The following is a 24,894-nucleotide window of genomic DNA, read 5'->3' on the forward strand; positions in this document are numbered from 1 at the left end:
ATAAAAAAACCTCACGAGTTAAAAACAAGTGAGGTTTGATTGTGTATTATTATTGATTATAAATCTAATAATCCGTTTGTTGTTTTAACGCCTTCGGCAGATTCTGCTAATTTTGCTTTTTCAGCATCCGTTAAGCTAATTTCAACTATTTCCTCAATACCATTAGCGCCAAGCACACAAGGTACTCCAATAGATAAATCGCTTAATCCAAACTCTCCTGCTAATAAAGCAGAACATGGAAATATTTTTTTAGTATCGCATGCAATTGCCTGAACCATTGCAGATACTGCTGCTCCTGGAGCGTACCACGCCGAAGTTCCTAACAAACCTGTAAGTGTTGCACCACCAACCTTAGTATCTTCAACCACTTTTTGCATTCTATCTTGAGATAAAAACTCTGAAACCTTCACGCTATTTCTTGCAGCTTTTTCAATTAACGGCACCATACCTTTGTCGCTATGTCCGCCAATTACCATACCGTCCACATCGCTAATAGGTGCTCCTAAAGCTTCTGCTAAACGGTATTTAAAACGTGCAGAATCTAATGCACCACCCATGCCAATTATTCTGTTTTTTGGTAAGCCTGTAGTTTTATGCACTAAATAGGTCATAGTATCCATAGGATTAGAAACCACAATAATTATAGTATTTGGAGAATGCTCGATTAAACTTGCCGATACGCTTTTTACTATACCTGCATTAATACCTATTAACTCCTCACGCGTCATACCTGGTTTTCTTGGAATTCCAGAAGTAATAACACAAACATGAGAATTTGCTGTTTTAGAATAATCGTTTGTAGTTCCTGTTATTTTTGTATCGAAACTATTTAATGAAGCGGTTTGCATTAAATCCATCGCTTTACCTTCGGCAAAACCTTCTTTAATGTCTAAAATTACAACTTCGCTTGCAAAATCTTTAATAGCAATATATTCAGCACAACTTGCACCTACTGCTCCTGCTCCAACTACTGTTACTTTCATTTGGTTTTTTTTTATTTTAAGTTAATGACAATTAGTTTGTGTATGATTTTAAAGGTGCAAATTTACAAATTTTGAAATAGAAAATGATTAAAAATGAGACTTTTAAAAACTGAAATTCATTCCAACGGATGCACTGTTAAAATCTGCAATGGTATAATTGGCATTGATTCCAAAAAAGCCTAAGGTTACATTTGCTCCAACAGTTGTTAGTACGCCTTTTGTTTCTGATTCGATTGAAAACGGATCGACTATTTCATCTGAAAAAAACGTACCATCTGTAACAACGTAAGTGCCTAATAAATCGGTTTTATTATTTCCGTTTAAATAGCCAACAGACCCATATAAATTAATGACTTTAAACTTAGTCCCAACAATTACTTGATACAGCATTGTATTGGTTTCTGTTTGAATTTGCTGATTTCTACCTTCTACAATATTAGAGTCTGTAAAATCGTAGTTACCATCTAAATGTGTATAGGCAATTAATCCAGAGATAGAAACCGGAAACAAGGTGTCTTCTGGTAAAAAAGCTGTAAAATCCTGCTGTAAACCAAAGCCATATAAACCTACTTTAGCATCTTCTTTATCCACTTTTGGAAAGTAACGTGCTTTTAATTGTGTGCCTCTAAATGGTGAAAAACTACCTTGTAAAAATACTGTAGGAATTAAATTAACATTTTGAGACCCTATTCCAGTTGGCAGGTCGAATGTAGCAGATTCTTCGGTAAAACCAAAAAAGCCTGGATAAGTAACTTCTACTTGTACTGCAGGATCATTATGCCCTAATGCGGTTGCTACAACTTTGCTCGTACTACCATCTGTGAAAGTTATATTTTCATAATCTGCAGTATTCATTATAAAGGATTTGTCTTCGTCATTTATAAATGTGGCGTTTCCAATAATTGACAATTCGAAACCAAAGCGCTTTGGTGTTTTTGCATTATTAAACCAACCGTTATTAATACCGTACGCCAAACCATCGTTTGCTGGTTTTATATAATTTGTAGAAAATCGCTTAGCATCGGCAATTCCTGCCGCTAATAAATCGTCAATATTTTCCTGCGCTGAAACATTTAGAGTTATTATTAATGTTATAAGGCTTAAAACTATTCTTTGCATGTGTTCTTGTTTTTAGTGTTAAACTAAATAATTTATGATATGGAACCAAAAATACGTTATAAAATCACCTGGAATTTTAGTAATATTATATAGGCTAATATTATTAACGCAAAAACACCTTCAATAGTTTTATTGAAGGTGTTTTTTTTGTTTACATAACGTGTTATGCATCTATATTAGCATAGACAGCATTCTTTTCTATAAACTCTCTACGAGGTGGCACTTCGTCTCCCATTAACATGGAGAACACACGATCTGCTTCTACCCCATTATCTATATGAATTTGACGCAGTGTTCTAAATTCAGGATTCATAGTTGTATCCCAAAGTTGTTCTGCATTCATCTCACCAAGACCTTTATAACGTTGAATTTTTGAGCCATCACCAAAATCTTCCATAATTGCAACTCTTTCATCGTCATTCCATGCATATTGTTTTTTAGAGCCTTTTTTAATTAAATATAAAGGCGGTGTTGCAATATAAATATGTCCATTCTCAATGAGTTCTTTCATATAACGGAAAAAGAACGTTAAAATTAAAGTTTCAATGTGAGAACCATCAATATCGGCATCACACATAATTACTATTTTATGGTATCTTAATTTAGAAAGGTTAAGTGCTTTACTGTCTTCTTCTGTACCAATGGTAACACCTAAAGCTGTAAAAATGTTCTTAATTTCTTCGTTTTCAAAAACTTTATGTGTCATCGCTTTTTCAACATTAAGAATTTTACCACGCAGTGGCAAAATAGCTTGAAAAGCTCTGTCTCGACCTTGTTTTGCTGTACCACCTGCCGAATCTCCCTCAACAAGATATACTTCGCATTTAGAAGGATCCTGCTCGGAACAATCTGATAATTTCCCAGGTAAACCACCTATACTCATTACTGTTTTACGCTGTACCATTTCACGCGCCTTTTGGGCTGCGTGTCTTGCTTGCGCTGCTAAAATTACTTTTTGAACAATAATTTTAGCATCGTCTGGATGTTCTTCTAAGTAGTTAGTTAACATCTCTGAGACTGACTGGCTAACCGCTGCAGAAACTTCTCTGTTTCCTAATTTTGTTTTAGTCTGACCTTCAAATTGAGGCTCCTGAACCTTTACTGAAATAATAGCTGTTAAGCCTTCACGGAAATCGTCTCCCGCAATATCAAATTTTAACTTGTCAAGCATTCCAGACTCGTCTGCATACTTCTTTAGCGTGTGCGTTAAACCACGTCTAAAACCAGATAAGTGCGTACCACCTTCATGCGTATTAATGTTGTTTACATAAGAGTGTAAATTTTCTGCATAAGAGGTGTTATAAATCATAGCAACCTCAACAGGCACGCCGTTTTTTTCACCTTCAAAAGAAATAACATCTCTCATTAATGGTTCTCTGTTACCATCTAAAAATTTGATAAACTCTTTTAAACCTTCTTCAGAATGAAATGTTTCACCTTCAAAAGAACCATCTTCTTTTGTATGTCTTTTATCAATTAAATGAATTGTAATACCTTTATTTAAATACGCTAATTCACGCATTCTACTTGCTAAAGTATCGTAGTTATATTCTAAGGTTTGTGTAAATATAGTAGCATCTGGTTTAAAGGTAACTGTTGTTCCTCTTTTCTCTGTTTCGCCAATTGCTTTAACCGGATAGAGTGGCTTCCCTCTTTCGTATTCCTGTTCCCAGATTTTACCATTTCTATATACAGTAGCTGTTAAATGTTGAGATAATGCGTTAACACAACTTACACCAACACCATGCAGTCCACCAGAAACTTTATAGGAATCCTTATCGAATTTTCCACCAGCACCAATTTTGGTCATAACTACCTCAAGTGCAGAAACGCCTTCTTTTTTGTGTAAATCTACTGGAATACCACGACCATCATCTTCGGTGGTAATAGAATTATCTTCGTTTATGGTTACTGTAATATTATCACAATGTCCTGCCAAAGCTTCATCAATCGAGTTGTCGACAACCTCGTACACTAAGTGGTGTAAACCACGAGTTCCCACATCTCCAATATACATCGATGGACGCATACGCACATGCTCCATACCTTCTAATGCCTGAATACTGTCGGCCGAGTAATTGTGCTTATTAAACTCTTCTTTTTTTTCGCTCATATATCTATTTAATTTATATTGCTTATTAGTGTTTTTTACAGCCGAAAAATACCATTCCGACAACAAACAAATATACAAAAACATTAAGGCTATTTCTTACCGTTTAACGGATTTATGTATTTTTTATTAACAATTGTTGATTTCACGAAAGTGGCTTAAATCGCTTGAAAAGGGTCTTAAACTTAATTTTGATGTTATTACAACTGTTTTGAAATCATTAAAATTTAAAAACTTCTTAGAAGCGCTATATGCGTTTTTTTATTTCACTAATTTTTAAATAAAAGTGGTCATTTTTGATCTGAAATAATATTATTTCTGAGTTGTTTTTTTTTCACAAAAAAAATTATAACAAACTGATGCTTTGTAATTTAATTTTTTAAATTTGTTTCCCCAAACTACTATTCTAAACCTATGAAATATTATTTTTCAACCACTTATAGGAATGTCACAGCTTTTATCTCTATAACAGGCTTATTATATTTCGCATTATTTTTCTCCTCTTTCTTTATATTTAATAACAACCCTACAGCAATTGTGGCTATTAATAGTATTAGCCTACTTGCTCTGCTTAGCATCTATGTTTACAACTTTAGAAAACTGGTTAGCGAACCGTTACGGTTAATAACAAAAATTCTTGAAAAAAATGATAAAGATGCCATAAGCAAACTTCAAGATACTTCAACCGAGTTTTCTCATATAGCCGATTTATTTATTAGTAATAACAGACAAAAGGAAGAACTAAAAAAAGCTAAAGAAAAAGCAGAAGAAAGTGAAGTTTTAAAAACCTCGTTTTTAACTAATATATCTCATGAAATTAGGACTCCTATGAATGCTATTCTTGGGTTTTCAGATATATTAAGTACACAACAATTATCTGACTCCGAAAAACAGGAATATATTACCGTTATTACTCGTAGTGGAAAAAATTTAGTCTCCATTATCGACGATTTAATTGAAATGTCTAAAATAGACACCAACCAAATTAAACCTAACTATAGTGCTTTTAATCTTGATGGTGTATTAAACGATATTAAAAGGACGGTAGAAATAACCATACCTAAAGATAAGCCTTTAAGAATATTCTTAGACCAACCAAAACACCCTGTGGTGTATCAGTTTATTAGCGACGAGACTAAACTTAGACAAGTTGTGGTTAACTTAGTTAACAATGCTGTAAAATATACCGAGAAAGGCGCTGTTAATTTTGGGTATAAAATAAATCCAGACGATAATGCTCTTCAATTTTATATAAAAGATACTGGTATTGGAATGACCAAAGAGGATTCAAAAAATATTTTTAACAGGTTTAACCGTATACAAAACGATAAAACCATTAATTTAAGTGGCTTAGGATTGGGACTTGCCATTTCAAAGGCCTACATAGAAATGTTAGGTGGTAAAATTTGGTTAAAATCTATAGAAAACCAAGGAACTACTTTCACCTTTACTATTCCATTAAAACTTAACGGTTTACCAGTAGCTCCAAAAACAGAGATTGCTTTAAATACTGTAGACAAAGTGAAGCCCTTAACTATTTTAATTGCTGAAGATAATGATATTAACTTTATGCTTATTAATCGTGTTATGAGTATAAGAAAATATACGGTTATAAGAGCTAAAAATGGTGAGGAAGCTGTAAATATCTGTAGAGATAACAACAACATTCAATTAGTAATTATGGATCTTAAAATGCCTAAAATGGGTGGTTTTGAAGCACGGAAAATAATAAAGGGATTTAGACCTTATCTACCAATAATTGCACACACGGCTTATTCTTCTGCAGAAATTAACAGTGAGGTTTACGATGCAGGCTTTATAGATTGCATTTCTAAACCTTTAGACAAAACAAAACTTTTTAGAATCATAGATAGAATAGAGCATCTTACACCAGATCCCGTTTTAACAAATATGAATTTAAACTAAAAAAAAGCCCAGTTAAAACTGGGCTTTTTTTTGCTATTAATTTTTACGTATTTAATACGCCTTATCGTGTACATTGGCTATTGCACGACCAGAAGGCTCATTCATGTTTTTAAACGCTTCATCCCATTCTAAAGCAATAGCAGTGCTACAAGCGACACTTGCTTCCTGAGGTACGCTCTTTGCAGCGGCATCACTTGGAAAATGGCTTTCAAAAATTGAGCGGTAATAAAACTCTTCTTTGTTTTAGTTCATGCTTATATATTATTTATAATCTCTCTATTATTTGAGGCATAAAAAAGTGCTTTAAATTGAATTTTTTATTCTATTAAAAAATTTATAAACATCAAAATCTCGCAGAAGCGAGATTTTGATGTTTTAATACCATTACTATTTTTAAATACTTCTTATAAAAAATACTAATAGCATTGTTTTTTAATGGTTGTGTTTACCCAAAAAAATAAGGGCAGTTACAACTTTACAATGCTTGAACATTGACCTCTAACGGTTGTGTTTACCCAAAAAAATAAGGGCAATTACAACAAAGCGTCACCTCATACGAATGTTTGTGTGTGGTGTTAACCCTTCAAAATAAGGGGAATTACAACTACAATTTAATTACTACGTTTTCGTAGAAGGTTGTGTTTACCCTTCAAAATAAGGGCAATTACAACACAAACAAATCGCTAAAAAATCTAAAAAATGTTGTGTTTACCCTTCAGAATAAGGGCAATTACAACACCTAATAACAAAAGAAGATTACAACGAAGTTGTGTTTACCCTTCAAAATAAGGGCAATTACAACATCAAATGTCGTAGAGCCTTCTTTTGGAATGTTGTGTTTACCCTTCAAAATAAGGGCAATTATAACAAATAATAACAACTACTGATAAATCTTGTTGTGTTTACCCTTCAAAATAAGGGCAATTACAACGGTGAATTTCACGGCAACGGTTGTTCAATAGTTGTGTTTACCCTTCAAAATAAGGGCAATTACAACTATTACGAATTTTTAGGCGTTACTAATAGGTTGTGTTTACCCTTCAAAATAAGGGCAATTACAACAAGCCTTTCGAAATACTGCTAAATGTAGAAGTTGTGTTTACCCTTCAAAATAAGGGCAATTACAACCAAAGTCCCGCTACAGCAATAGTAGCTGGTGTTGTGTTTACCCTTCAAAATAAGGGCAATTACAACATTCGTAGTGTTAGTTATGATGCTAACTGTGTTGTGTTTACCCTTCAAAATAAGGGCAATTACAACTTTGTCTTAGAATTTTGTTTTATAACACTTGTTGTGTTTACCCTTCAAAATAAGGGCAATTACAACTATAGTAAGACAAGCAGCAAGGCAAACAGCGTTGTGTTTACCCTTCAAAATAAGGGCAATTACAACAACACTATTGTAAGTCCTTGATTTTAAAGGCGTAAAAGCAGTTATTTGCAAGCAAAAACCACCAAATGTTTTATGTTTTTTGTTATTCCTTATTATTTTTATATTTCATTGCTACGTAAAAAGTGTTAAATACGCGCTCTACCATTTTTTTTCTAAAAAACCTAGATGTCCATAATACTAATGGAAAAGTTAATATTGTTAGCACTAACATTTCTAACGCTATTTTAAATTGATAATCTGCTATTAAAAAGGCTATAAAAAATGGCATGGATATTAATTGGATAATAATTATATTTCTTAAAAAAAAATGCATGCTTTGAAAGCTTTTTACAGTTGAAATTTTATCTTGGTATTCTAAAAAAAAATAAGCTTCGCTAAACATTTCTATACCACTTAGGTTTTTACGGTTATAATTTTGCATGATGTTATCAAAATTTGGTTTTATGTATTTTACATCATCTATTGCTATTTTATCTATGGGTTTACGCACTAAAGCTGTAAACCATTTCGCCTCAATGTCGTATAATAAAAAATTGGTTATTCTATGTATTATTAAGCCAATTACTATTGCGAGTAAAGTAAACATTAAGCCACTTACAAATTCTGATATGGTATTAAAAACAACCCATTGCTTTGGTATAAAATGAAACCCAATATATAAGGCTAAAACGCCTGGCATAAAAAACGACATAAAGTCGTAAAGTGAAAATTTATCCATTTTTATTTGTCCTTATAATTCTATTAAAATATATGTTTTTTGCGTTTGCATATTTGTCTGTTTTATCGTTTTTTGCTCGATATGGATAACAAATAGCATTGTGTAAAATAGACATAAATACTTTGCAAGTGTTTTTTTGAGCTTGTGTTAATTGCTGGAAACTACTTATAGTATTTGGTATTTCTGTTTTAATAAATTGCTTTTCTACTTCTTTTAATATTTGCATTAATTTTTTTTCTAACGGCAAACTAAAATGATATACCTGATTTCTAAAATCTATTTCAGGTTTCTCGTCTTCTTTTGTTATGTCACTCCAAATTTTCCATTGTTTTGCAATATTTTGTAACGACGGAATATCTTTACTATCAATATTATAGTGACCTTCTTTTATTTGCATGTTATCTTTTTGTATAAAATACTCTTCAATAGCCATTAACATTTTGGCAAAGTTTAAAGCTTCCTTAATAACATGGTTGTTAATTGTATTTAAATCTGCAAATTGTAAATCGCCTATTAAAACCGTTTTACCTCCTATTTTTCCTTTTATTTGATTCAGTTTTAAATACGCTTGAAGGTCTCCTAAAAAGCTTGTATTATAAACACTGTCTTCTTGTGCTTTTTTCTGAGTTACAAATTCTACATAATTATCTAGTTTATTAAAAGGCACCGTTATTTGGTAAGAACCGACCTCTATTCTGTTTTTAATATTGAATATTAAATTTTGTAAAAGCATATTATCTACATTGTTTTTACTAATTACATCTTTATTAACCATATAGTTAAGTGCAATTTCAAATAACAACGCATCTTCTAATTTATTGCTTTTTAATTTGTTATATAGTTTACCACATTCTTTGTATTCACTTTTGTCTAATTGTTTTTTATAATAATATTCTTTAATTAGATAAGTTTCGTTTTCTAAACTATTATAAATTATTCTATTTTTTACATCTCTTGTTATCTTGTTTGTAGATTCTAAAAATTTTATGAAATGAGAAACATTTATATAAAACATGTTTGTGTTAATTATAAACAGGTTTTTATCGCTATCAATTTTATAATTATTTTTTCTTTCCTTTTTTGCATCACTACTCTCTAACCACGTTTTATAGGCTTCTTTAACTTTGTAAAACATGTTATCTATAGATGAGCTTCTCTCAAACAATTTTTTAAAATTAGCGTCTAAATAAAAACCTTTACGCTCAAAAAGTTCGTTTAAATAGCGTTTGTAATTATCTTCACCTTCAAAAGCATACATCCATTTGCAAAAATCATTAAATTCGTTCTTTGTTATATGGAATCGTTTGTGATGCTTACCATCTGCAACTTGTGCTTCGTAAGTGCCTTTAAAGTACATTAAATGGCATGCTTTACGTATAAATTGTAATTTAAAGCGTTTACCTTTGTTTCGTTTTTTTAAATCATCTAATAATGTTGATTTCTCATCTGTATATGCTTGATTAATCTTGAATTCTATGTTTTTAGTTTTCTCAATTAATTTATTATAATTATTTTCCTTTTTTTCAGCTTCAATTAATAACTTTTCTAATACTGTTTTATCAGGTAAATTATTTTGTATAGCTGGCAAATATTGGTTTAACAATCTTCTTGGCAACAGCTTTTTAAAATCTCTTTTTTCCTCTACTGTTATTTTTTTATTAGTAACTAATGTATTGTTAGATTTAATAAAATCTTTTAAATAGCTATCATGATAATAATTTAGAATCAATCCTTTACCATCTGGATTTTTACTATAAAGCGCATCTTCTAAAAAATAAACCATTAAACTTCTTTGAATAGGTATTTTCTTTTCAACTTTACCTATTGAAATTTTAATTGAAATAGCATTGTTTTGGTTTACAAATGGCATATCCCATTCAGGATAATTTTCTAAATGATTATTATAAGTAGTAAAATGAACTAATTTACCATTGTGGTATTTTAATTTATCAATTTTCTTTTTTAATTCGGCATGGTCTATATTTAATTTATTTGCTTTTAACTCTTCAATAAATGCTTCCTGTTCCAAGTTATTATAAAACTGATACGAATTAAACTTTACACTTTTACCAAAATAGTTTTTTTCGGCTAAAAATCGCATTGCAAAATTCATGAATCTGTCTTGGTTTCTTCCATAAGATTCAATTAACGAATTTTGAATAATTCGTTTTTTTAAAGTTTCCGTTTTTGGGTTGATAAAAAGTTTTGACCAAAAATCTTTTTCAACATCTTCTGTTTTTTCTGTTTTACGATTAAATTTATATTTATGTTCTGCAAACCTTTCATAACCTCTTTTATTAGGAAAAAAGGTTTTTAAAACATACTGTTTTATAAATATTTTAAAGGCATTCTCTCTACTATTATATCGAATAGGTTTTACAGCATTTTCAATATCTTCTTTAAAAATTTTAATGTGTGGGTCTTGTGTTATTTCTTCGTAATATTCTCTTTCAGTATCACTAAGCTTATTCATCACATAGTTTTTCTGAATTTTATTACTATTAGAAAATAAATATTTTTTTACAAATTCACCAAAGTCAGCTTTATCTGCATAATCTGGATAGGTTCTATAAATTTCCATTGTAACAATACGGTCTATTAATACCTTTGTCATTTTTGGATTTTTATTTTCAGTTTCTAATTTTAAATCTTTGTTCCAAGTTATAGGATAATGATTTAAATAGTGTATAATGTCTCTAAACTTTACTAAATGAGTTTCATTAGAATCTACATCTTGACTGGAGAATTTTTTTGCAAAAAAGGAAATCAATTCTCTTTTGCTTCTCATTTTATCATTATTAGACCTCTTATAACCTTGTATTTTAGAAATTAAAGAATTTGCTTCATTTTTATACAAGAACATTGAAATTAGAAACAAACAAGCATCAAAAGATAGATAGGTTCCTGCTTTTATTTTTAAAACTTCAACTTCGTTATTTATTTCCCAAAAGAATTCGCTATTAATCTTTATAAATAAAACAGCATCGATAACCTCTTGTTTACTTTTTAAGCTATCAACATATAAATTCCATTTTTTATTTTTCTCTTTTCTTTCATTATCATCATTATCACTATTTTTCTTTTTTTGGAAAAACATTCTTTTTAGAAAACTCGTCAATTCATAATCATCATTAGGTAACGCTCCTTTTTCTTTTATATGCATTTGCAAAACAGCCAACTCAAAACTTTCTTTCAAAAAATCAAGAATGCTATTATCTATTCTTTCTTCTACTTCAAGTTTATCAAAAGTATGTGCATAATGACTATTTAGATTTCTAATGTTTCTAACTAGATAGTATAATTTTTCTTCAAAAAGAAAATTATCAGATTGTAGATTGAGAAACTTAGTTGGCACCTCATCTTTCTCATTTTCATTAAACTCAAATTGAAAAATTGTTTTTACATCAATCTGTTTAAATGCATGACCAATTGCAAAATAATGAATGCGTTGCATTCTATTTATTTTATTATTTCTTTTTAGTTCTAAATTTTTAACGGCTTTTTCTGAAATTGGACCAACAATTCCTGCATTATCAAAGTGCCTGAAAAAAGCAGACAAACTATGTTCTGTGTTTTTTACATTTTCCATAAGATAAAGATTAAAGTATTTTATTAAAAAAACTAATAACTTGATAATAAAATATTTACAAATTGTGAACACTTGACACAATACATAAACACACTTAAATACAAAAAACCTCGCACAAGCGAGGTTTTGAAGCTACTAATATTTAATAAAAAAGATAGCGATTAAGCTTTTACATACGCCTTATCGTGCACATTGGCTATTGCACGACCAGAAGGCTCGTTCATGTTTTTAAACGCTTCATCCCATTCTAAAGCAATAGCAGTGCTACAAGCCACACTTGCTTCTTGTGGTACACTTTTAGCCGCTGCATCACTTGGAAAATGTTCTTCAAAAATTGAGCGGTAATAAAATTCTTCTTTATTGTTTGGTGTTTGTATTGGGAACCTAAATTTTGCATTTGCCATTTGCTCATCTGTTACTGCTGCATCAACCACTTCTTTAAGTGTATCTATCCAGCTGTAACCAACACCATCACTAAATTGCTCTTTTTGTCTCCACGCAACGCTTTCTGGCAACATATCTTCAAATGCCTTTCTAATCACCCATTTTTCCATGCGTTCTCCATTAATCATTTTGTCCTGAGGGTTAATGCGCATTGCCACATCCATAAATTCTTTATCTAAAAACGGCACACGACCTTCAATTCCCCAAGCCGCTAAACTTTTGTTTGCTCTTAGGCAATCGTACATGTGTAATTTGTCTAATTTACGTACAGTTTCATCATGAAACTCTTTAGCATTTGGTGCTTTATGAAAGTATAAATAGCCTCCAAAAATTTCGTCTGCTCCTTCACCAGACAGCACCATTTTAATACCCATAGATTTTATAACTCTTGCCATTAAATACATTGGCGTAGAAGAGCGAATGGTTGTTATATCGTAAGTTTCAATGTTATAAATTACATCTTTTATAGCATCTAAACCTTCTTGAATGGTAAATTTAATTTCGTGATGTACTGTACCAATATGGTCTGCTACTTTTTGCGCCGCAGCTAAATCTGGTGAACCTTCTAATCCTACCGAAAAACTGTGTAATTGCGGATACCAAGCATCTTTTTCATCGTCACTTTCAATACGTTTTTGCGCGTATTTTTTTGCAATTGCAGACGTAACAGAACTGTCTAATCCTCCAGAAAGTAACACACCGTATGGGACGTCGCTCATTAACTGTCTGTGAACTGCAGCCTCTAAAGCTTCTTTTATTTCTGCAATACTGGTTTCGTTATCTTTTACTGCTTCATAATCACTCCAGTCTCTTTTGTACCATTTTACAAACTTCCCATCTTTACTCGACATATAATGTCCAGGAGGAAACAATTCAATTTTAGTACAAACACCTTCTAAGGCTTTTAATTCTGAAGCAACATAAAATGTTCCATTTTGATCCCAACCAATGTATAATGGAATGATTCCCATATGGTCACGTGCAATAAAGTATTCATCTTTTTCTGTATCGTAAATAGCGAAACCAAAAATGCCGTTCATATCGTCGACAAAATCCACTCCCTTTTCTTGGTATAACGCTAAAATAACTTCGCAGTCACTTTGCGTCTGAAAATCGTACTTGCCTTCAAACTGCTTTCTAATGGCTCTGTGATTGTATATTTCGCCATTCGCAGCTAATATTAATTTTTTATCTGGGCTAAATAACGGTTGTTTTCCAGAAGCAGGATCTACAATGGCCAGACGCTCGTGCGCCAAAATGGCTTTGTCGTCGCTATATATACCAGACCAGTCTGGTCCACGATGACGAATGGTTTTAGACATTTCTAAAACTTGAGGTCTTAAATCTTCAGATTTTTGTTTGAGGTCGAAAGCACATACAATTCCACACATAACTTATATATTTTAAATTCTTTTATTATTATTTATGAAGCAAATATTAACTTTATGTTTCATAATTAAAACATTAAACTAATAATTGATTACAAATTAATACTTTTTAAGCTATTTTAATATTTAATTGAAATATTATTTTAAGCATTTAAATCAAATCATTATAAATGTAAAGTTTAACATCTTAAACCGACTTTTAAGAAATACTTAAGACTAATAAAGAGTATTTTTAACAGACACTAAAAATCAAACAATTATGAAAAAATCAAAACTTATTACTTCTATTGCTTTCGCATTTATGATGTTTTTATCGTTTAATGTAACTGCTCAAGATTTCGCACCATTAGACAAAAGCCCATTAGATGCTGCGTCTTTTCCTACCAGCTATAAAGAATCCAATAAACTTGTAAAGGTTATTTACAGTCGTCCACAACTTAAAGGACGTAGTTTAGACAAATTAGCACCAAATGGAAAAGTTTGGAGAACTGGAGCTAATGAAGCTGCAGAAATTACATTTTATGTTGATATGAAATTAGGAGATACCACTATTAAAGCTGGCACTTATTCATTATTTACCATTCCTGGAGAAAAAGAATGGACCGTTATTTTAAGTAATGACCTTAATGTTTGGGGAAGCTATTCTTACGACAAAACAAATGATGTTGCAAGAATTACTGTTCCTGCAACAATGGGCGAAGACTCTTTGGAAGCTTTTTCTATCACTTTTGAAAAATCTGATGATGGTGTGCATATGCACTTAGGTTGGGACAAAGTTAGAGTTGCCGTTCCTTTTACTAAGTAATTAGAAACAACATCAAATCACAAATAAAAAAGCCTTCAGAAATTCTGAAGGCTTTTTTATTAAGGTATATTTAAATACTTGTGCGTTTGTAAAGAGACTTTCCATTTCGGGTTCGCCATAACGTAATCAACAATTAACGGAATCATAGTTTCGCGTTTACTCCATTCTGGCTGAAGATATAATATACAATCCGCATTTACTTTTAAAGCTTGCTCTTCCGCAAAGCGAAAATCGTCTTTATTATAGATAATGCATTTTAACTCATTTGCTTTATCGTAAACACCTTGTGTAGGGAGTTTCATTTTCTTAGGTGACAAACAAATCCAATCCCATATACCAGTTAACTCATAAGCTCCAGACGTTTCAATATGAATACTCATACCTTCCGCTTTCAATTGCTTTGTCAACTCGGTCATGTCCCAAGTTAATGGTTCGCCACCAGTTACAACAATAGTTTTACTATACTTTTTAGCATTGGCTACAATTTTTTCGGTTTCTGTTGGTGGATGCAATTGCGCTATCCAACTTTCCTTTACATCACACCAATGGCAACCAACATCACAACCGCCAATTCTTACAAAATAAGCAGCTGTCCCTTTATGGAAACCTTCGCCTTGAATGGTATAAAACTCTTCCATTAAAGGCAACATTTTCCCTTTATTTACTAATTCCTGAACTTCTTGCGTCATAGCTTGCAAAGATAGAAATTAAGTTTGAAGCTTTTAGTTAGGAATTAGAAGTTTTTACTTATTAAATTCTGAAAGATTATTCAGTCAATTCGGCTAAGATTACTATTTTTACAGCAAACAAACCAATTATGAGTAGAAAAGACGAATTCTTTAAGCATATTACAGATGGAAACACCACTAAAGGCGAGTTTATAACTTTAGGTTCGGCTATGTTAGATGGTGAAACAATTAAGGATGCTTTTGTAAAAATTCCTTTAAAAACCATGAATCGTCACGGTTTAATTGCAGGAGCAACCGGAACAGGAAAAACAAAAACCCTTCAAGTTTTAGCCGAAAATTTAAGCGATAAAGGTATTCCTGTTTTATTAATGGATATAAAAGGTGATTTAAGCGGTTTGGCGCAACCAAGTCCTGGACATGCTAAAATAGACGAACGTCATGCTGCTATTGGTTTAGATTTTGAAGCCAAAGGTTTTCCTGTGGAAATCATGAGTCTTTCTGAACAAGATGGCGTACGATTACGTGCAACCGTTATAGAATTTGGTCCTGTTTTATTATCAAGAATTTTAGATTTAACCGAAACACAATCTGGTGTGGTTGCCGTTATTTTTAAATACTGTGACGATAACAAACTACCGCTTTTAGATTTAAAAGATTTTAAAAAAATATTACAATACTGCACAAAAGAAGGTAAAGCCGAATTTGAAGATGAATATGGAAGAATTTCGACTGCCTCAACAGGTGCTATTTTGCGTAAAGTTGTAGAAATAGAGCAACAAGGTGGCGATTTATTTTTTGGCGAAAAAAGTTTTGAAGTTGAAGATTTACTAAGAACAACACGCGATTCTCGTGGTTATATTAATATCATTCGTTTAACAGATATTCAAGATAAACCGAAGCTTTTTTCTACGTTTATGTTAAGTCTATTAGCCGAAATTTATGAAACATTACCAGAACAAGGCGATTCTGGAAAACCAGAATTGGTGATGTTTATAGACGAAGCACATTTAATTTTTAACGAAGCTTCGAAAGCATTATTAAACCAGATTGAAAGCATAGTAAAACTAATTCGTAGTAAAGGTGTAGGTTTATATTTTGTAACACAAAATCCAACCGATGTACCTGAAGGCGTACTAAGTCAGTTAGGTTTAAAAATCCAACATGCCTTACGTGCATTTACTGCAAAAGACAGAAAAGCTATTAAATTGGCTGCACAAAATTATCCAGATACTGCATATTATGACACTGCAGATATTTTAACTTCCTTAGGAACTGGTGAAGCCTTGGTTTCTGCTTTAGACGAAAAAGGACGCCCAACACCTTTGGCCGCAACCATGATGCGTGCTCCAATGAGTAGAATGGATATTTTAACCGAAAACGAGCTTCAAACGCTACTAGACGATTCTAAATTAGTATTAAAATACAACGAAGAAATAGATAGAGAAAGTGCTTACGAAATGCTTAATAAAAAAATTGACAAAGCAGAAGAAGCTAAAATAAAAGCTGAAGCCAAAGAAGAAAAAGCTGCTGCAAAAGCTAAAAAAGCAGCAAGCCGAACAACCACAAGAAGACGCAGCACAGCGCAAAACCCAATCGTTAAAGTATTAACAAGTGCTACTTTTATACGTAGTGTGTTTGGGATTTTAAAGAAAGTAATGTGAAAAAAGTGTTCAGTGGCAGTCTCAGTTTTCAGCGCTCACTTATCCCTAAAAAGAAATAATAATAATAATAATTATAAGATTCCCGCTTTCTCGGGAAATATGTATGAAAAAAATAATTATCCCAATTATAGCTGTTACTTTATCTGTAACAGCTTGTAAAAATGAAGTTGATCCTTTTTTAGTTTCAAAACACAATGTTGGTTTATTAACCGATTCCACACAAGTTAAAGAATTGGAAACAATTTATGCCAAAGATTCTATAGTTAAAAATATCGCTGGCGATGAGTTTTTAGGCAATATAAACGACATTCAAATTTTTGAAAAAGGCGGAAAAAAACTATTAGAATTATCGCCTAAAGAGGCTTTAGATTCTACTGCAACCATTAGCACAGTAAAGATTTTAGATAGTCGTTATAAAACCAGTAAAGGCATAAATACACTTAGTACATTTGGTGACTTAAAGGCAAGTCATAAAATTTCAAGTATAGAAAATACGCTTAGAAATGCAGTTATCTTTGTAAACGAAAACAATACCTTTTTTACAATAAGCAAAGACGATTTACCTGGAGAATTACGTTTCGATATATCTAAAAAAATTGAAGAAGCAAACATTCCAGATACTGCAAAAATTAAGTATTTTATGGTTGGTTGGTAATCTTATTTTTACAATTACCTATTATTAACAATTAAGTTTCTCTATTTAAACCCAATAACAGCAAGCAATGAATCCACTTTTTTCTAAATTTTTAGTAGACATTGCTCGAAAGAGAATTGAAGCAAAACAGTTAAAAAAAGCACCTGTCACTTCTGCGCAGATAGCTCCTGTACTTAAAAACCTTAAGGTTGAGATAAGCCATGCTATTAAAGAATTTATATTTATAACAATAGGAGTTTTTTCTGCTGGTTTTGGTTTAAATGGCTTTTTATTACCAAACAATTTTATAGATGGAGGCGCAACCGGTATTTCATTATTATTACAAAACATTACATCGTTATCTCTTGGGATTTTATTGTTATTAGTAAATATTCCCTTTCTTATTTTAGCTACACAAACTATAGGCAAAAAATTTGCACTTAAAAGCATTGTTGCCATTGCTTTTTTAGCTGTTGTAGTGCATTTTGTAGATTACCCAACAATAACAGACGACAAGTTACTCATCTCAATTTTTGGCGGTTTCTTTTTAGGTTTAGGAATTGGCATGGCCATGCGAGGTGGCAGTGTAATAGACGGCACCGAAGTTTTAGCTATTTACTTAAGTAGAAAACTATCTTTAACCATTGGTGATGTTCTACTTTTAATTAACATTATTATATTCTCGGTTGGAGCTTATACCCTTTCTATTGAAATCGCGCTGTACGCGATTTTAACATATTTAGCCGCTGCAAAAACAATAGATTTTGTAGTAGATGGTGTAGAAGAGTACGTTGGTGTTACCATAATTTCTCAGCATCATGAAGCTTTACAACACATGATAACTAACAAGCTTGGTCGTGCTTGTACTATTTATGCTGGAAAAGGTGGTTATGGTACGTCTGGAAAAAGCTACGACAAGGATATTATTTATACCGTTGTTACAAGATTGGAACTTGCTAAATTACATACCGAAATTGATAAAATAGATGAAAAGGCTTTTATTATTATGGGCATTGTAAAAGATTTAAAAGGTGGCATGATTAAGAAAAAACCGCTTAAATAATATTTATGGGAAACAAAAAATACAAAATACAAAACAGCCCGTTCGTAGTACCAACTACAGATGGCAAACTAATAGAAGAACACTTTGGGAGAGCCACAGATGGTAATAAAAACATTAGCATAGCTCACATGGTTGCGCCTGCTGGCTGGAGTGAACCATTTCAAACTCCGGAATTTGATGAATACACGTATATAATTAAAGGCAAAAAGCAATTTATAATCGAAGGTGAGGAACTTGTTTTAGAGGCTGGACAATCTATTAAAATAGAAAAAAATACACGCGTGCAATACTCAAATCCATTTACAGTTGCTTGCGAATATTTAGCAATATGCACACCCGCTTTTTCTATGGACTTAGTAAACAGGGAGGACGAATAAATGGCAAATACAATTGTAAAAATAATAGGTGGTCTGGTAAATACAATGAGCTATATTTCACCACGATATGCTTCAAGAAAAGCATTAGACTTATTCGCCACACCAAGAAAAGGACGCATATTAGAGAATCAGAAAACATTTTTAGATTCAGCAGAAACGCATCATTTAAAATATAAAGATCTTCAAATTTCTACCTACCAATGGAAAGGTAAAGGCAAAACAATTTTGCTTGCTCATGGCTGGGAGAGTAACACACACCGTTGGGAAGCATTAATTCTTCAGCTTAAAACATTAGATTACAACATTGTATCTATCGATGCTCCTGCTCATGGTGGATCAAGTGGTAAACAATTTAATGCCGTATTATATTCAGAATGTATTCACGTTGCAGCAAAACATTTTAAACCTCAAATTATTATTGGCCACTCGGTTGGAGGTATGTCTACGGGATTTTACCAACACACCTATCAAAATAAAAATTTAGAAAAATTGATTTTATTGGGTGCGCCTTCAGAATTTACAGGTGTGTTTAAACGCTATGTAGATATGATGGGTTATAATAAACGTGTTGAAAACGGACTTAATAATTTAGTAGTAGAGCGATTTAATAAAGCACCCTCTCATTTTTCTTTGGCAAATTTTGCTAAGACGATTAACACTAAGACTTTAATTATTCATGATATTGAAGACAAAATCATTCCGTTTAATGATGCGGAAATGATTGCTAAGAATCATAAAAATGTGGAATTTATATCTACCAAAGGTTACGGTCATGGTTTACGTAATAACGTGGTAAATAAACATGTAATTGATTTCATCCAAACTTAAATTGTAACTTTACCGTATGGAAGAAAAATTAACCAGACTTAATAAATACCTTAGCGAAGCTGGCTATTGCTCACGTCGCGAAGCCGATAGATTAATTGATGCCGGACGTGTAACCATAAATGGTGTAGTGCCAGAATTAGGCACTAAAGTGACCGAAAACGATGTGGTTGAAGTGGATGGAAAATCGATAACAGAACGTAAAGCAGATTTTGTATATCTCGCCTTTAACAAACCTGTTGGTATTGTTTGTACTACTGATACTCGTGTAGAAAAAGACAATATTATCGATTACATTAAATACCCAAAGCGTATTTTTCCTATTGGCCGATTAGATAAGCCAAGTGAAGGTTTAATTTTCCTAACAGACGATGGTGATATTGTAAATAAAATACTTCGTGCCAGTAACAATCACGAAAAAGAATACATAGTTACTGTAGATAAACCAATTTCTCAAACCTTTATTAAACGCATGGCTGGAGGGATTTATTTAGAAGATTTAGATAAAACCACTAAAAAATGTACAGTCCGAAAAATAGATGCTCACTCGTTTAGTATTATTTTAACGCAAGGTTTAAACAGGCAAATTCGCCGTATGTGCGAATACCTTACTTACGAAGTAACATCACTTAAGCGTACGCGAATTATGAATATAAAACTTGATGTTCCTGTTGGCGAATACCGTGAGTTTACTGCTGAAGAATTAAAGACTCTAAATATGCTTTTGGAAGATTCTGACAAACATTACAAACAGAAAACTGAAGCTAAAAAAATTCATACTATAAATAGAAGAAAAGAGTAAATTGACAATTCAATTTAACTATTTGAGCATTTTTTTGAAATATTATTTATATTTTCATACTTTACAAACACTAACAAAACCACACATATTATGATAAAGATATTATCTTTAGTACTTACCATTGGAGGAATGATTGCACTTATTTTAGGTGTACTTGGCATCTTTGGTACCGATATTGTAGCTTTAAGTCCTTACGCATTAACAATTTTAGGCGTCATCTTTTTTCTTGCTGGCGTGTCGATGCTTAAATACAGAAAAGATAAACCTGCAGAATAAAAGAACGTGACAAAAATTTCACCTTTTCACATTGCCATTCCTGTACATAACCTACAGGAATGTCGTGTTTTTTATAAAGACGTTTTAAATTGTGAGGAAGGCAGAAGTAGTGAGCATTGGGTAGACTTTAATTTTTTTGGTCACCAATTAGTTATTCATTATAAAGAAAAATCTAAAGTAGAAGACACCACTAATACAGTAGATGGAAAACACGTACCAGTACCGCACTATGGCGTGGTGCTACCTTGGGAAACGTTTCACGCTTTCGCAGAAGATTTAAAACAGAAAAACATTAAGTTCATCATCGAGCCCTACATTCGTTTTGAAGGTCTTGTGGGAGAACAAGCCACGATGTTTTTTAAAGATCCTGCTGGAAATGCTTTAGAGTTTAAAGCTTTTAAAGATCTTAATCAACTATTTGCTAAATAGTTTTTTTTACTTTCTCAGCAACAAAAAACGGCAGGTAAATAATAAAAAAATAAGGAATTAAAAATAACTCAACTACTATAATGTAGTTAGGCCACTCTCCTAAATAATCTAATAAAGAAGCTGAATTTGGCTTTTGGTTTAAATAAGAATAATTGGCTCCCAGCAGGTAGTTGATTGTAAATAATATAACCATATACAGTTGTAAGGCTATAAACGATTTAAAAACACTTTTCCAGGTTGGTCGCATGTTAAATACAAAGGTCGCATAAAAAATAATGACCAAAAGCCCTAAATGTGCAATCCAATATCTAAAGTAATCGAAAGTTGGGAACCCAAAAGGAATATCTGGCGTAATAACCGCCTGGCTTGTTCCTGCAACTATCCAGAATAGTAAAATTTCATATAACCAATATTTTATTGTACTTGTAAAAATAAAAATAAAAAGCGCCATAAAACTACATAGAAACAATGGCAAATCTGTAACTATACTATAATTTCCCTTTAAAAAAAGGTTAATATGAAATGCTAAGACAGTAAGCGAAACAAAAAAGCCTAAACCTTTAAATACGTTCTTTTGCTGTGTTTCACTCAGTTTATTTTTAGAAAACTGAATTAAAAGTATTGCAAAAACAATAGCTAACAACATAGGAATAATATGTTGAATGCTTCCTATTTCTACTGAACCTGTAAAACTTAAATTGAATAATATCACGTTACAATATACAAATTGTAACATATTACATTCTATGGCGTTCTCTTGCTAACAGAGTGTTTTTAAGCAACATTGCAATGGTCATTGGTCCTACTCCTCCAGGAACTGGAGTAATAAAACTTGCTTTTTTGCTTACGTTTTCGAAATCCACATCTCCAGTGATAATGTAGCCTTTAGGATGCGACTCGTCCGGAACTCTTGTAATACCAACATCAATTATAACGGCATCGTCCTTTACCATTTCGGCTTTTAAGAAATTTGGCACGCCTAATGCTGAAATTATAATATCTGCCTGACTGGTAATTTGAGTAATATTTTTTGTATGACTATGTGTTAACGTAACTGTAGAGTTTCCTGGAAATCCTTTTCTACCCATTAAAATACTCATTGGCCTTCCAACAATATGCGAACGACCAATAACAACCGTATGCTTACCTTTTGTAGAGACATTGTAACGATCTAAAAGTTCTAAAATTCCAAATGGAGTTGCAGGAATAAAAGTTGACATATCTAATGCCATTTTTCCAAAATTCATTGGGTGAAAACCATCCACATCTTTATCTGGATGCACTGCCATTAGTACTTTTTGCGTATCAATTTGTTGTGGTAATGGTAATTGAATAATGAAGCCGTCAATATCGTCGTTGTTATTTAATTCTTCAATTTTATCTAACAACTCAACCTCACTGGTTGTGTTAGATAAGCGTACCATTGTAGATTCAAAACCTACACGCTCACAAGCACGAACTTTACTACCAACATATGTTAAACTTGCACCATCATTTCCAACAATAACAGCAGCTAAATGAGGTACTTTTTCACCATTAGCTTTCATTTTATCAACTTCAGCTTTGATTTCATTTTTAATATCGTTGCTTACTTTTTTCCCGTCAAGTATAGTCATTGTTGTAATCGTTTAGTTGGATAAATTTTTTTTATTATAAATAAAAAAACATGAGTTACCTCATGTTTTTCATAGCATTCATCATTGCTTTTCCTTTTCCACCTTGCATCATCTTCATCATTTTGCTCATTTGGTCGAATTGTTTTAGCAATTGATTTACTTGCTGTACAGATGTTCCAGAACCTTTTCCTATTCGTTTTTTACGGCTTGCATTTATTACTGAAGGATTTGTTCTTTCCTGAACCGTCATAGAATGAATGATTGCTTCAATATGTTTGAAGGCATCGTCGTCGATATCTACATCTTTCATCATTTTTCCTGCACCAGGAATCATGCCTACAAGATCTTTCATATTACCCATTTTCTTAATTTGCTGAATTTGTTTTAAGAAATCATCAAACCCGAATTGGTTTTTAGCTATTTTCTTTTGAAGTTTTCTTGCTTCCTGCTCATCAAACTGCTCTTGCGCTCTTTCTACCAATGAAACAACATCACCCATTCCAAGAATACGATCTGCCATACGAGAAGGATAGAAAATGTCAATAGCTTCCATCTTTTCACCTGTACCAATAAATTTAATTGGTTTGTTTACTACAGATTTAATAGAGATGGCTGCTCCACCACGCGTATCACCATCTAATTTGGTAAGAATTACACCATCAAAATTTAATACATCGTTAAAGGCTTTTGCAGTATTTACCGCATCCTGTCCAGTCATAGAATCCACAACAAATAGTGTCTCTTGTGGTTGGATGGCTTTATGGATGTTAGAAATTTCGGTCATCATGGCCTCATCAACCGCTAAACGACCTGCTGTATCTATAATAACCACATTATGCCCATTTTCTTTGGCATGTGCAATACCAGCTTGCGCAATTGCAACTGGGTCATTATTGCCTTTATCGCTGTAGACGTCTACCTTGATTTGATCTCCAACCACGTGTAATTGGTCTACCGCTGCTGGTCTGTAAACATCACAGGCAACTAATAACGGTTTCTTTGTTTTTTTGGTTTTAAGAAAATTCGCTAATTTTCCAGAGAACGTGGTTTTACCAGAACCTTGTAAACCAGACATTAAAATTACAGTTGGTGCTCCCGAAAGGTTTAAACCCTCGGCATCACCACCCATTAATTCGGTTAACTCGTCTTTAACGATTTTAACCATTAATTGTCCTGGCTGTAACGTTGTTAATACGTTAGACCCTAAGGCTTTTTCTTTTACTCTGTTAGTAAAATCTTTAGCTATTTTAAAGTTAACATCGGCATCTAAAAGTGCACGGCGTACTTCTTTTAAGGTTTCGGCAACATTAACTTCTGTAATGCTTCCGTGGCCTTTTAGTACGTGTAGCGCTTTATCTAACTTTTCACTTAAATTATTAAACATATTGTTCGGTATTCAGTATTTCAGTCTGCAGTTGGCAGTCTTACTCATTATTTTGAGTCGCAAATTTATGAATTTGAAGTGTATTAACGAAGTGAAGTTAACAAATAATTCTGCAAAAAAAGGCTACTAAAATTAGTAACCTTTTAAAAATTGAATGGTAATATAAAACTATAACTTTTCGAAAGTAAGGTAATCTGTTCCTCCATTACCACCACTAACATCTATAAGTTCTATTTTTGTTGCTGAATGGGAAACGATATCCCAATCATCTGACAGTTCTTCAAAGTTAGGAGGGGTGGCAAAAACAATATTAAAGTCTATATCATCGTCACTACTGCTTGAAGAGTTGCTACTATTTGTTACGGACCAACTTCCGGTAACGGTTGCCGTTTCACTTGTAGCAACTAATTGATTGTCGCCTGAAAACAAAAAAGTGTAATTAGTAAAATTACTTGTTTCTTCTTGATCTGTATCGAAAAAATAAGTAATAACCCAGTTACCTTCCTGCATTGCTGTTACTATGGCTTGTATTTGTGCGGCATTATTGTTTGAATTATTTGGAGCATCATCATCTGATGAACAGGCTGAAAGCACCAGTGAAAACATTAATACCAGAATACTTATTTTAAAATTTGTTTTCATAATATAAGTTTTATGTGTTTGG

The 24,894-nt window shown here is 32.3% G+C and carries 21 protein-coding genes, 1 pseudogene and 1 CRISPR repeat array; of the genes and pseudogenes, 10 read left to right on the forward strand and 12 right to left on the reverse strand.

Going from position 1 to position 24,894, the window contains the following annotated elements; all coding sequences use genetic code 11:
* Positions 1–56: 56 nt before the first annotated feature.
* The 3 genes from ACVC43_RS01635 to gyrB all read right to left on the reverse strand — a co-directional run bounded on the left by ACVC43_RS01635 (position 57) and on the right by gyrB (position 4,215).
* Entirely contained in the window at positions 57–983 is a 927-nt protein-coding gene (locus ACVC43_RS01635; protein ID WP_452222836.1) for a malate dehydrogenase, read from the reverse strand.
* A gap of 102 nt (positions 984–1,085) precedes the next feature.
* Positions 1,086–2,102 carry a DUF6588 family protein gene (locus ACVC43_RS01640; protein WP_452222837.1) on the reverse strand — a complete coding sequence of 339 codons (1,017 nt, stop codon included), beginning with the start codon at positions 2,100–2,102 and terminating at the stop codon, positions 1,086–1,088.
* A gap of 163 nt (positions 2,103–2,265) precedes the next feature.
* Positions 2,266–4,215 carry a DNA topoisomerase (ATP-hydrolyzing) subunit B gene (gene gyrB / locus ACVC43_RS01645; protein WP_452222838.1) on the reverse strand — a complete coding sequence of 650 codons (1,950 nt, stop codon included), beginning with the start codon at positions 4,213–4,215 and terminating at the stop codon, positions 2,266–2,268.
* A gap of 411 nt (positions 4,216–4,626) precedes the next feature.
* Here gyrB and ACVC43_RS01650 point away from each other — a divergent pair, with 411 nt between their 5' ends.
* Positions 4,627–6,138, forward strand: a complete 1,512-nt coding sequence (locus tag ACVC43_RS01650; protein WP_452222839.1) for an ATP-binding protein — start codon at positions 4,627–4,629, stop codon at positions 6,136–6,138.
* Positions 6,139–6,189: 51 nt separating this feature from the next.
* Here ACVC43_RS01650 and asnB (ACVC43_RS01655) read toward each other — a convergent pair.
* The 4 genes and pseudogenes from asnB (ACVC43_RS01655) to asnB (ACVC43_RS01670) form a co-directional block, all read right to left on the reverse strand.
* Positions 6,190–6,381 (reverse strand): annotated as a pseudogene (gene asnB, locus ACVC43_RS01655) (asparagine synthase B); the annotation flags it as partial.
* Positions 6,382–6,576: 195 nt separating this feature from the next.
* A CRISPR array of direct repeats spans positions 6,577–7,530; the repeat unit is 36 nt; unit sequence GTTGTGTTTACCCTTCAAAATAAGGGCAATTACAAC.
* 82 nt (positions 7,531–7,612) lie between these two features.
* Positions 7,613–8,248 (reverse strand): type VI-B CRISPR accessory protein Csx27, encoded by a 636-nt coding sequence (csx27, locus tag ACVC43_RS01660; RefSeq protein WP_452222840.1) that lies wholly within the window; start codon positions 8,246–8,248, stop codon positions 7,613–7,615.
* Positions 8,241–11,837: a hypothetical protein gene (locus ACVC43_RS01665; protein ID WP_452222841.1), complete on the reverse strand. Its 3,597-nt coding sequence runs from the start codon at positions 11,835–11,837 to the stop codon at positions 8,241–8,243. Before ACVC43_RS01665 ends, csx27 begins: the two co-directional genes overlap by 8 nt.
* A 161-nt stretch (positions 11,838–11,998) precedes the next feature.
* Entirely contained in the window at positions 11,999–13,672 is a 1,674-nt protein-coding gene (gene asnB / locus ACVC43_RS01670; RefSeq protein ID WP_452222842.1) for an asparagine synthase B, read from the reverse strand.
* A gap of 256 nt (positions 13,673–13,928) precedes the next feature.
* On the opposite strand from asnB (ACVC43_RS01670), the gene ACVC43_RS01675 reads away from it, so the two are divergent.
* Positions 13,929–14,474, forward strand: a complete 546-nt coding sequence (locus ACVC43_RS01675; RefSeq protein ID WP_452222843.1) for a DUF2911 domain-containing protein — start codon at positions 13,929–13,931, stop codon at positions 14,472–14,474.
* Between the two features lie 59 nt (positions 14,475–14,533).
* Here ACVC43_RS01675 and ACVC43_RS01680 read toward each other — a convergent pair whose 3' ends face one another.
* Positions 14,534–15,163, reverse strand: coding sequence for a 7-carboxy-7-deazaguanine synthase QueE (locus tag ACVC43_RS01680; RefSeq protein WP_452222844.1), 630 nt, complete (start codon positions 15,161–15,163; stop codon positions 14,534–14,536).
* Positions 15,164–15,291: 128 nt separating this feature from the next.
* On the opposite strand from ACVC43_RS01680, the gene ACVC43_RS01685 reads away from it, so the two are divergent.
* The 8 genes from ACVC43_RS01685 to ACVC43_RS01720 all read left to right on the forward strand — a co-directional run bounded on the left by ACVC43_RS01685 (position 15,292) and on the right by ACVC43_RS01720 (position 21,230).
* Positions 15,292–16,824, forward strand: a complete 1,533-nt coding sequence (locus ACVC43_RS01685) for a helicase HerA-like domain-containing protein (protein ID WP_452222845.1) — start codon at positions 15,292–15,294, stop codon at positions 16,822–16,824.
* 103 nt (positions 16,825–16,927) lie between these two features.
* Positions 16,928–17,479 carry a hypothetical protein gene (locus tag ACVC43_RS01690; RefSeq protein ID WP_452222846.1) on the forward strand — a complete coding sequence of 184 codons (552 nt, stop codon included), beginning with the start codon at positions 16,928–16,930 and terminating at the stop codon, positions 17,477–17,479.
* 67 nt (positions 17,480–17,546) lie between these two features.
* On the forward strand, positions 17,547–18,521 hold the full coding sequence (locus ACVC43_RS01695) for a YitT family protein (protein WP_452222847.1): 975 nt from the start codon (positions 17,547–17,549) through the stop codon (positions 18,519–18,521).
* Positions 18,522–18,526: 5 nt separating this feature from the next.
* Complete coding sequence (locus ACVC43_RS01700) at positions 18,527–18,898, forward strand: cupin domain-containing protein (protein ID WP_452222848.1); 372 nt, start codon at positions 18,527–18,529, stop codon at positions 18,896–18,898.
* On the forward strand, positions 18,899–19,726 hold the full coding sequence (locus ACVC43_RS01705) for an alpha/beta fold hydrolase (RefSeq protein WP_452222849.1): 828 nt from the start codon (positions 18,899–18,901) through the stop codon (positions 19,724–19,726).
* Between the two features lie 16 nt (positions 19,727–19,742).
* Complete coding sequence (rluF, locus tag ACVC43_RS01710) at positions 19,743–20,525, forward strand: 23S rRNA pseudouridine(2604) synthase RluF (RefSeq protein ID WP_452222850.1); 783 nt, start codon at positions 19,743–19,745, stop codon at positions 20,523–20,525.
* Between the two features lie 90 nt (positions 20,526–20,615).
* Positions 20,616–20,801 carry a hypothetical protein gene (locus ACVC43_RS01715; protein WP_452222851.1) on the forward strand — a complete coding sequence of 62 codons (186 nt, stop codon included), beginning with the start codon at positions 20,616–20,618 and terminating at the stop codon, positions 20,799–20,801.
* A gap of 6 nt (positions 20,802–20,807) precedes the next feature.
* The gene (locus ACVC43_RS01720; RefSeq protein ID WP_452222852.1) at positions 20,808–21,230 is read left to right on the forward strand and encodes a VOC family protein; all 423 of its coding nucleotides are present in this window, start codon (positions 20,808–20,810) and stop codon (positions 21,228–21,230) included.
* Here the strand turns inward: ACVC43_RS01720 and ACVC43_RS01725 are convergent.
* From ACVC43_RS01725 to ACVC43_RS01740, 4 genes are all read right to left on the reverse strand, one after another.
* Entirely contained in the window at positions 21,223–21,942 is a 720-nt protein-coding gene (locus ACVC43_RS01725) for a YwaF family protein (protein ID WP_452222853.1), read from the reverse strand. The two genes, ACVC43_RS01720 and ACVC43_RS01725, sit on opposite strands and share 8 nt — an antisense overlap.
* 25 nt (positions 21,943–21,967) lie before the next feature.
* Positions 21,968–22,846, reverse strand: a complete 879-nt coding sequence (locus ACVC43_RS01730; RefSeq protein WP_452222854.1) for a bifunctional 5,10-methylenetetrahydrofolate dehydrogenase/5,10-methenyltetrahydrofolate cyclohydrolase — start codon at positions 22,844–22,846, stop codon at positions 21,968–21,970.
* A gap of 55 nt (positions 22,847–22,901) precedes the next feature.
* The gene (gene ffh / locus ACVC43_RS01735) at positions 22,902–24,230 is read right to left on the reverse strand and encodes a signal recognition particle protein (RefSeq protein ID WP_452222855.1); all 1,329 of its coding nucleotides are present in this window, start codon (positions 24,228–24,230) and stop codon (positions 22,902–22,904) included.
* Between the two features lie 168 nt (positions 24,231–24,398).
* On the reverse strand, positions 24,399–24,872 hold the full coding sequence (locus tag ACVC43_RS01740; RefSeq protein ID WP_452222856.1) for a hypothetical protein: 474 nt from the start codon (positions 24,870–24,872) through the stop codon (positions 24,399–24,401).
* Positions 24,873–24,894: the final 22 nt, after the last annotated feature.

Source organism: Lacinutrix chionoecetis, assembly GCF_053604665.1.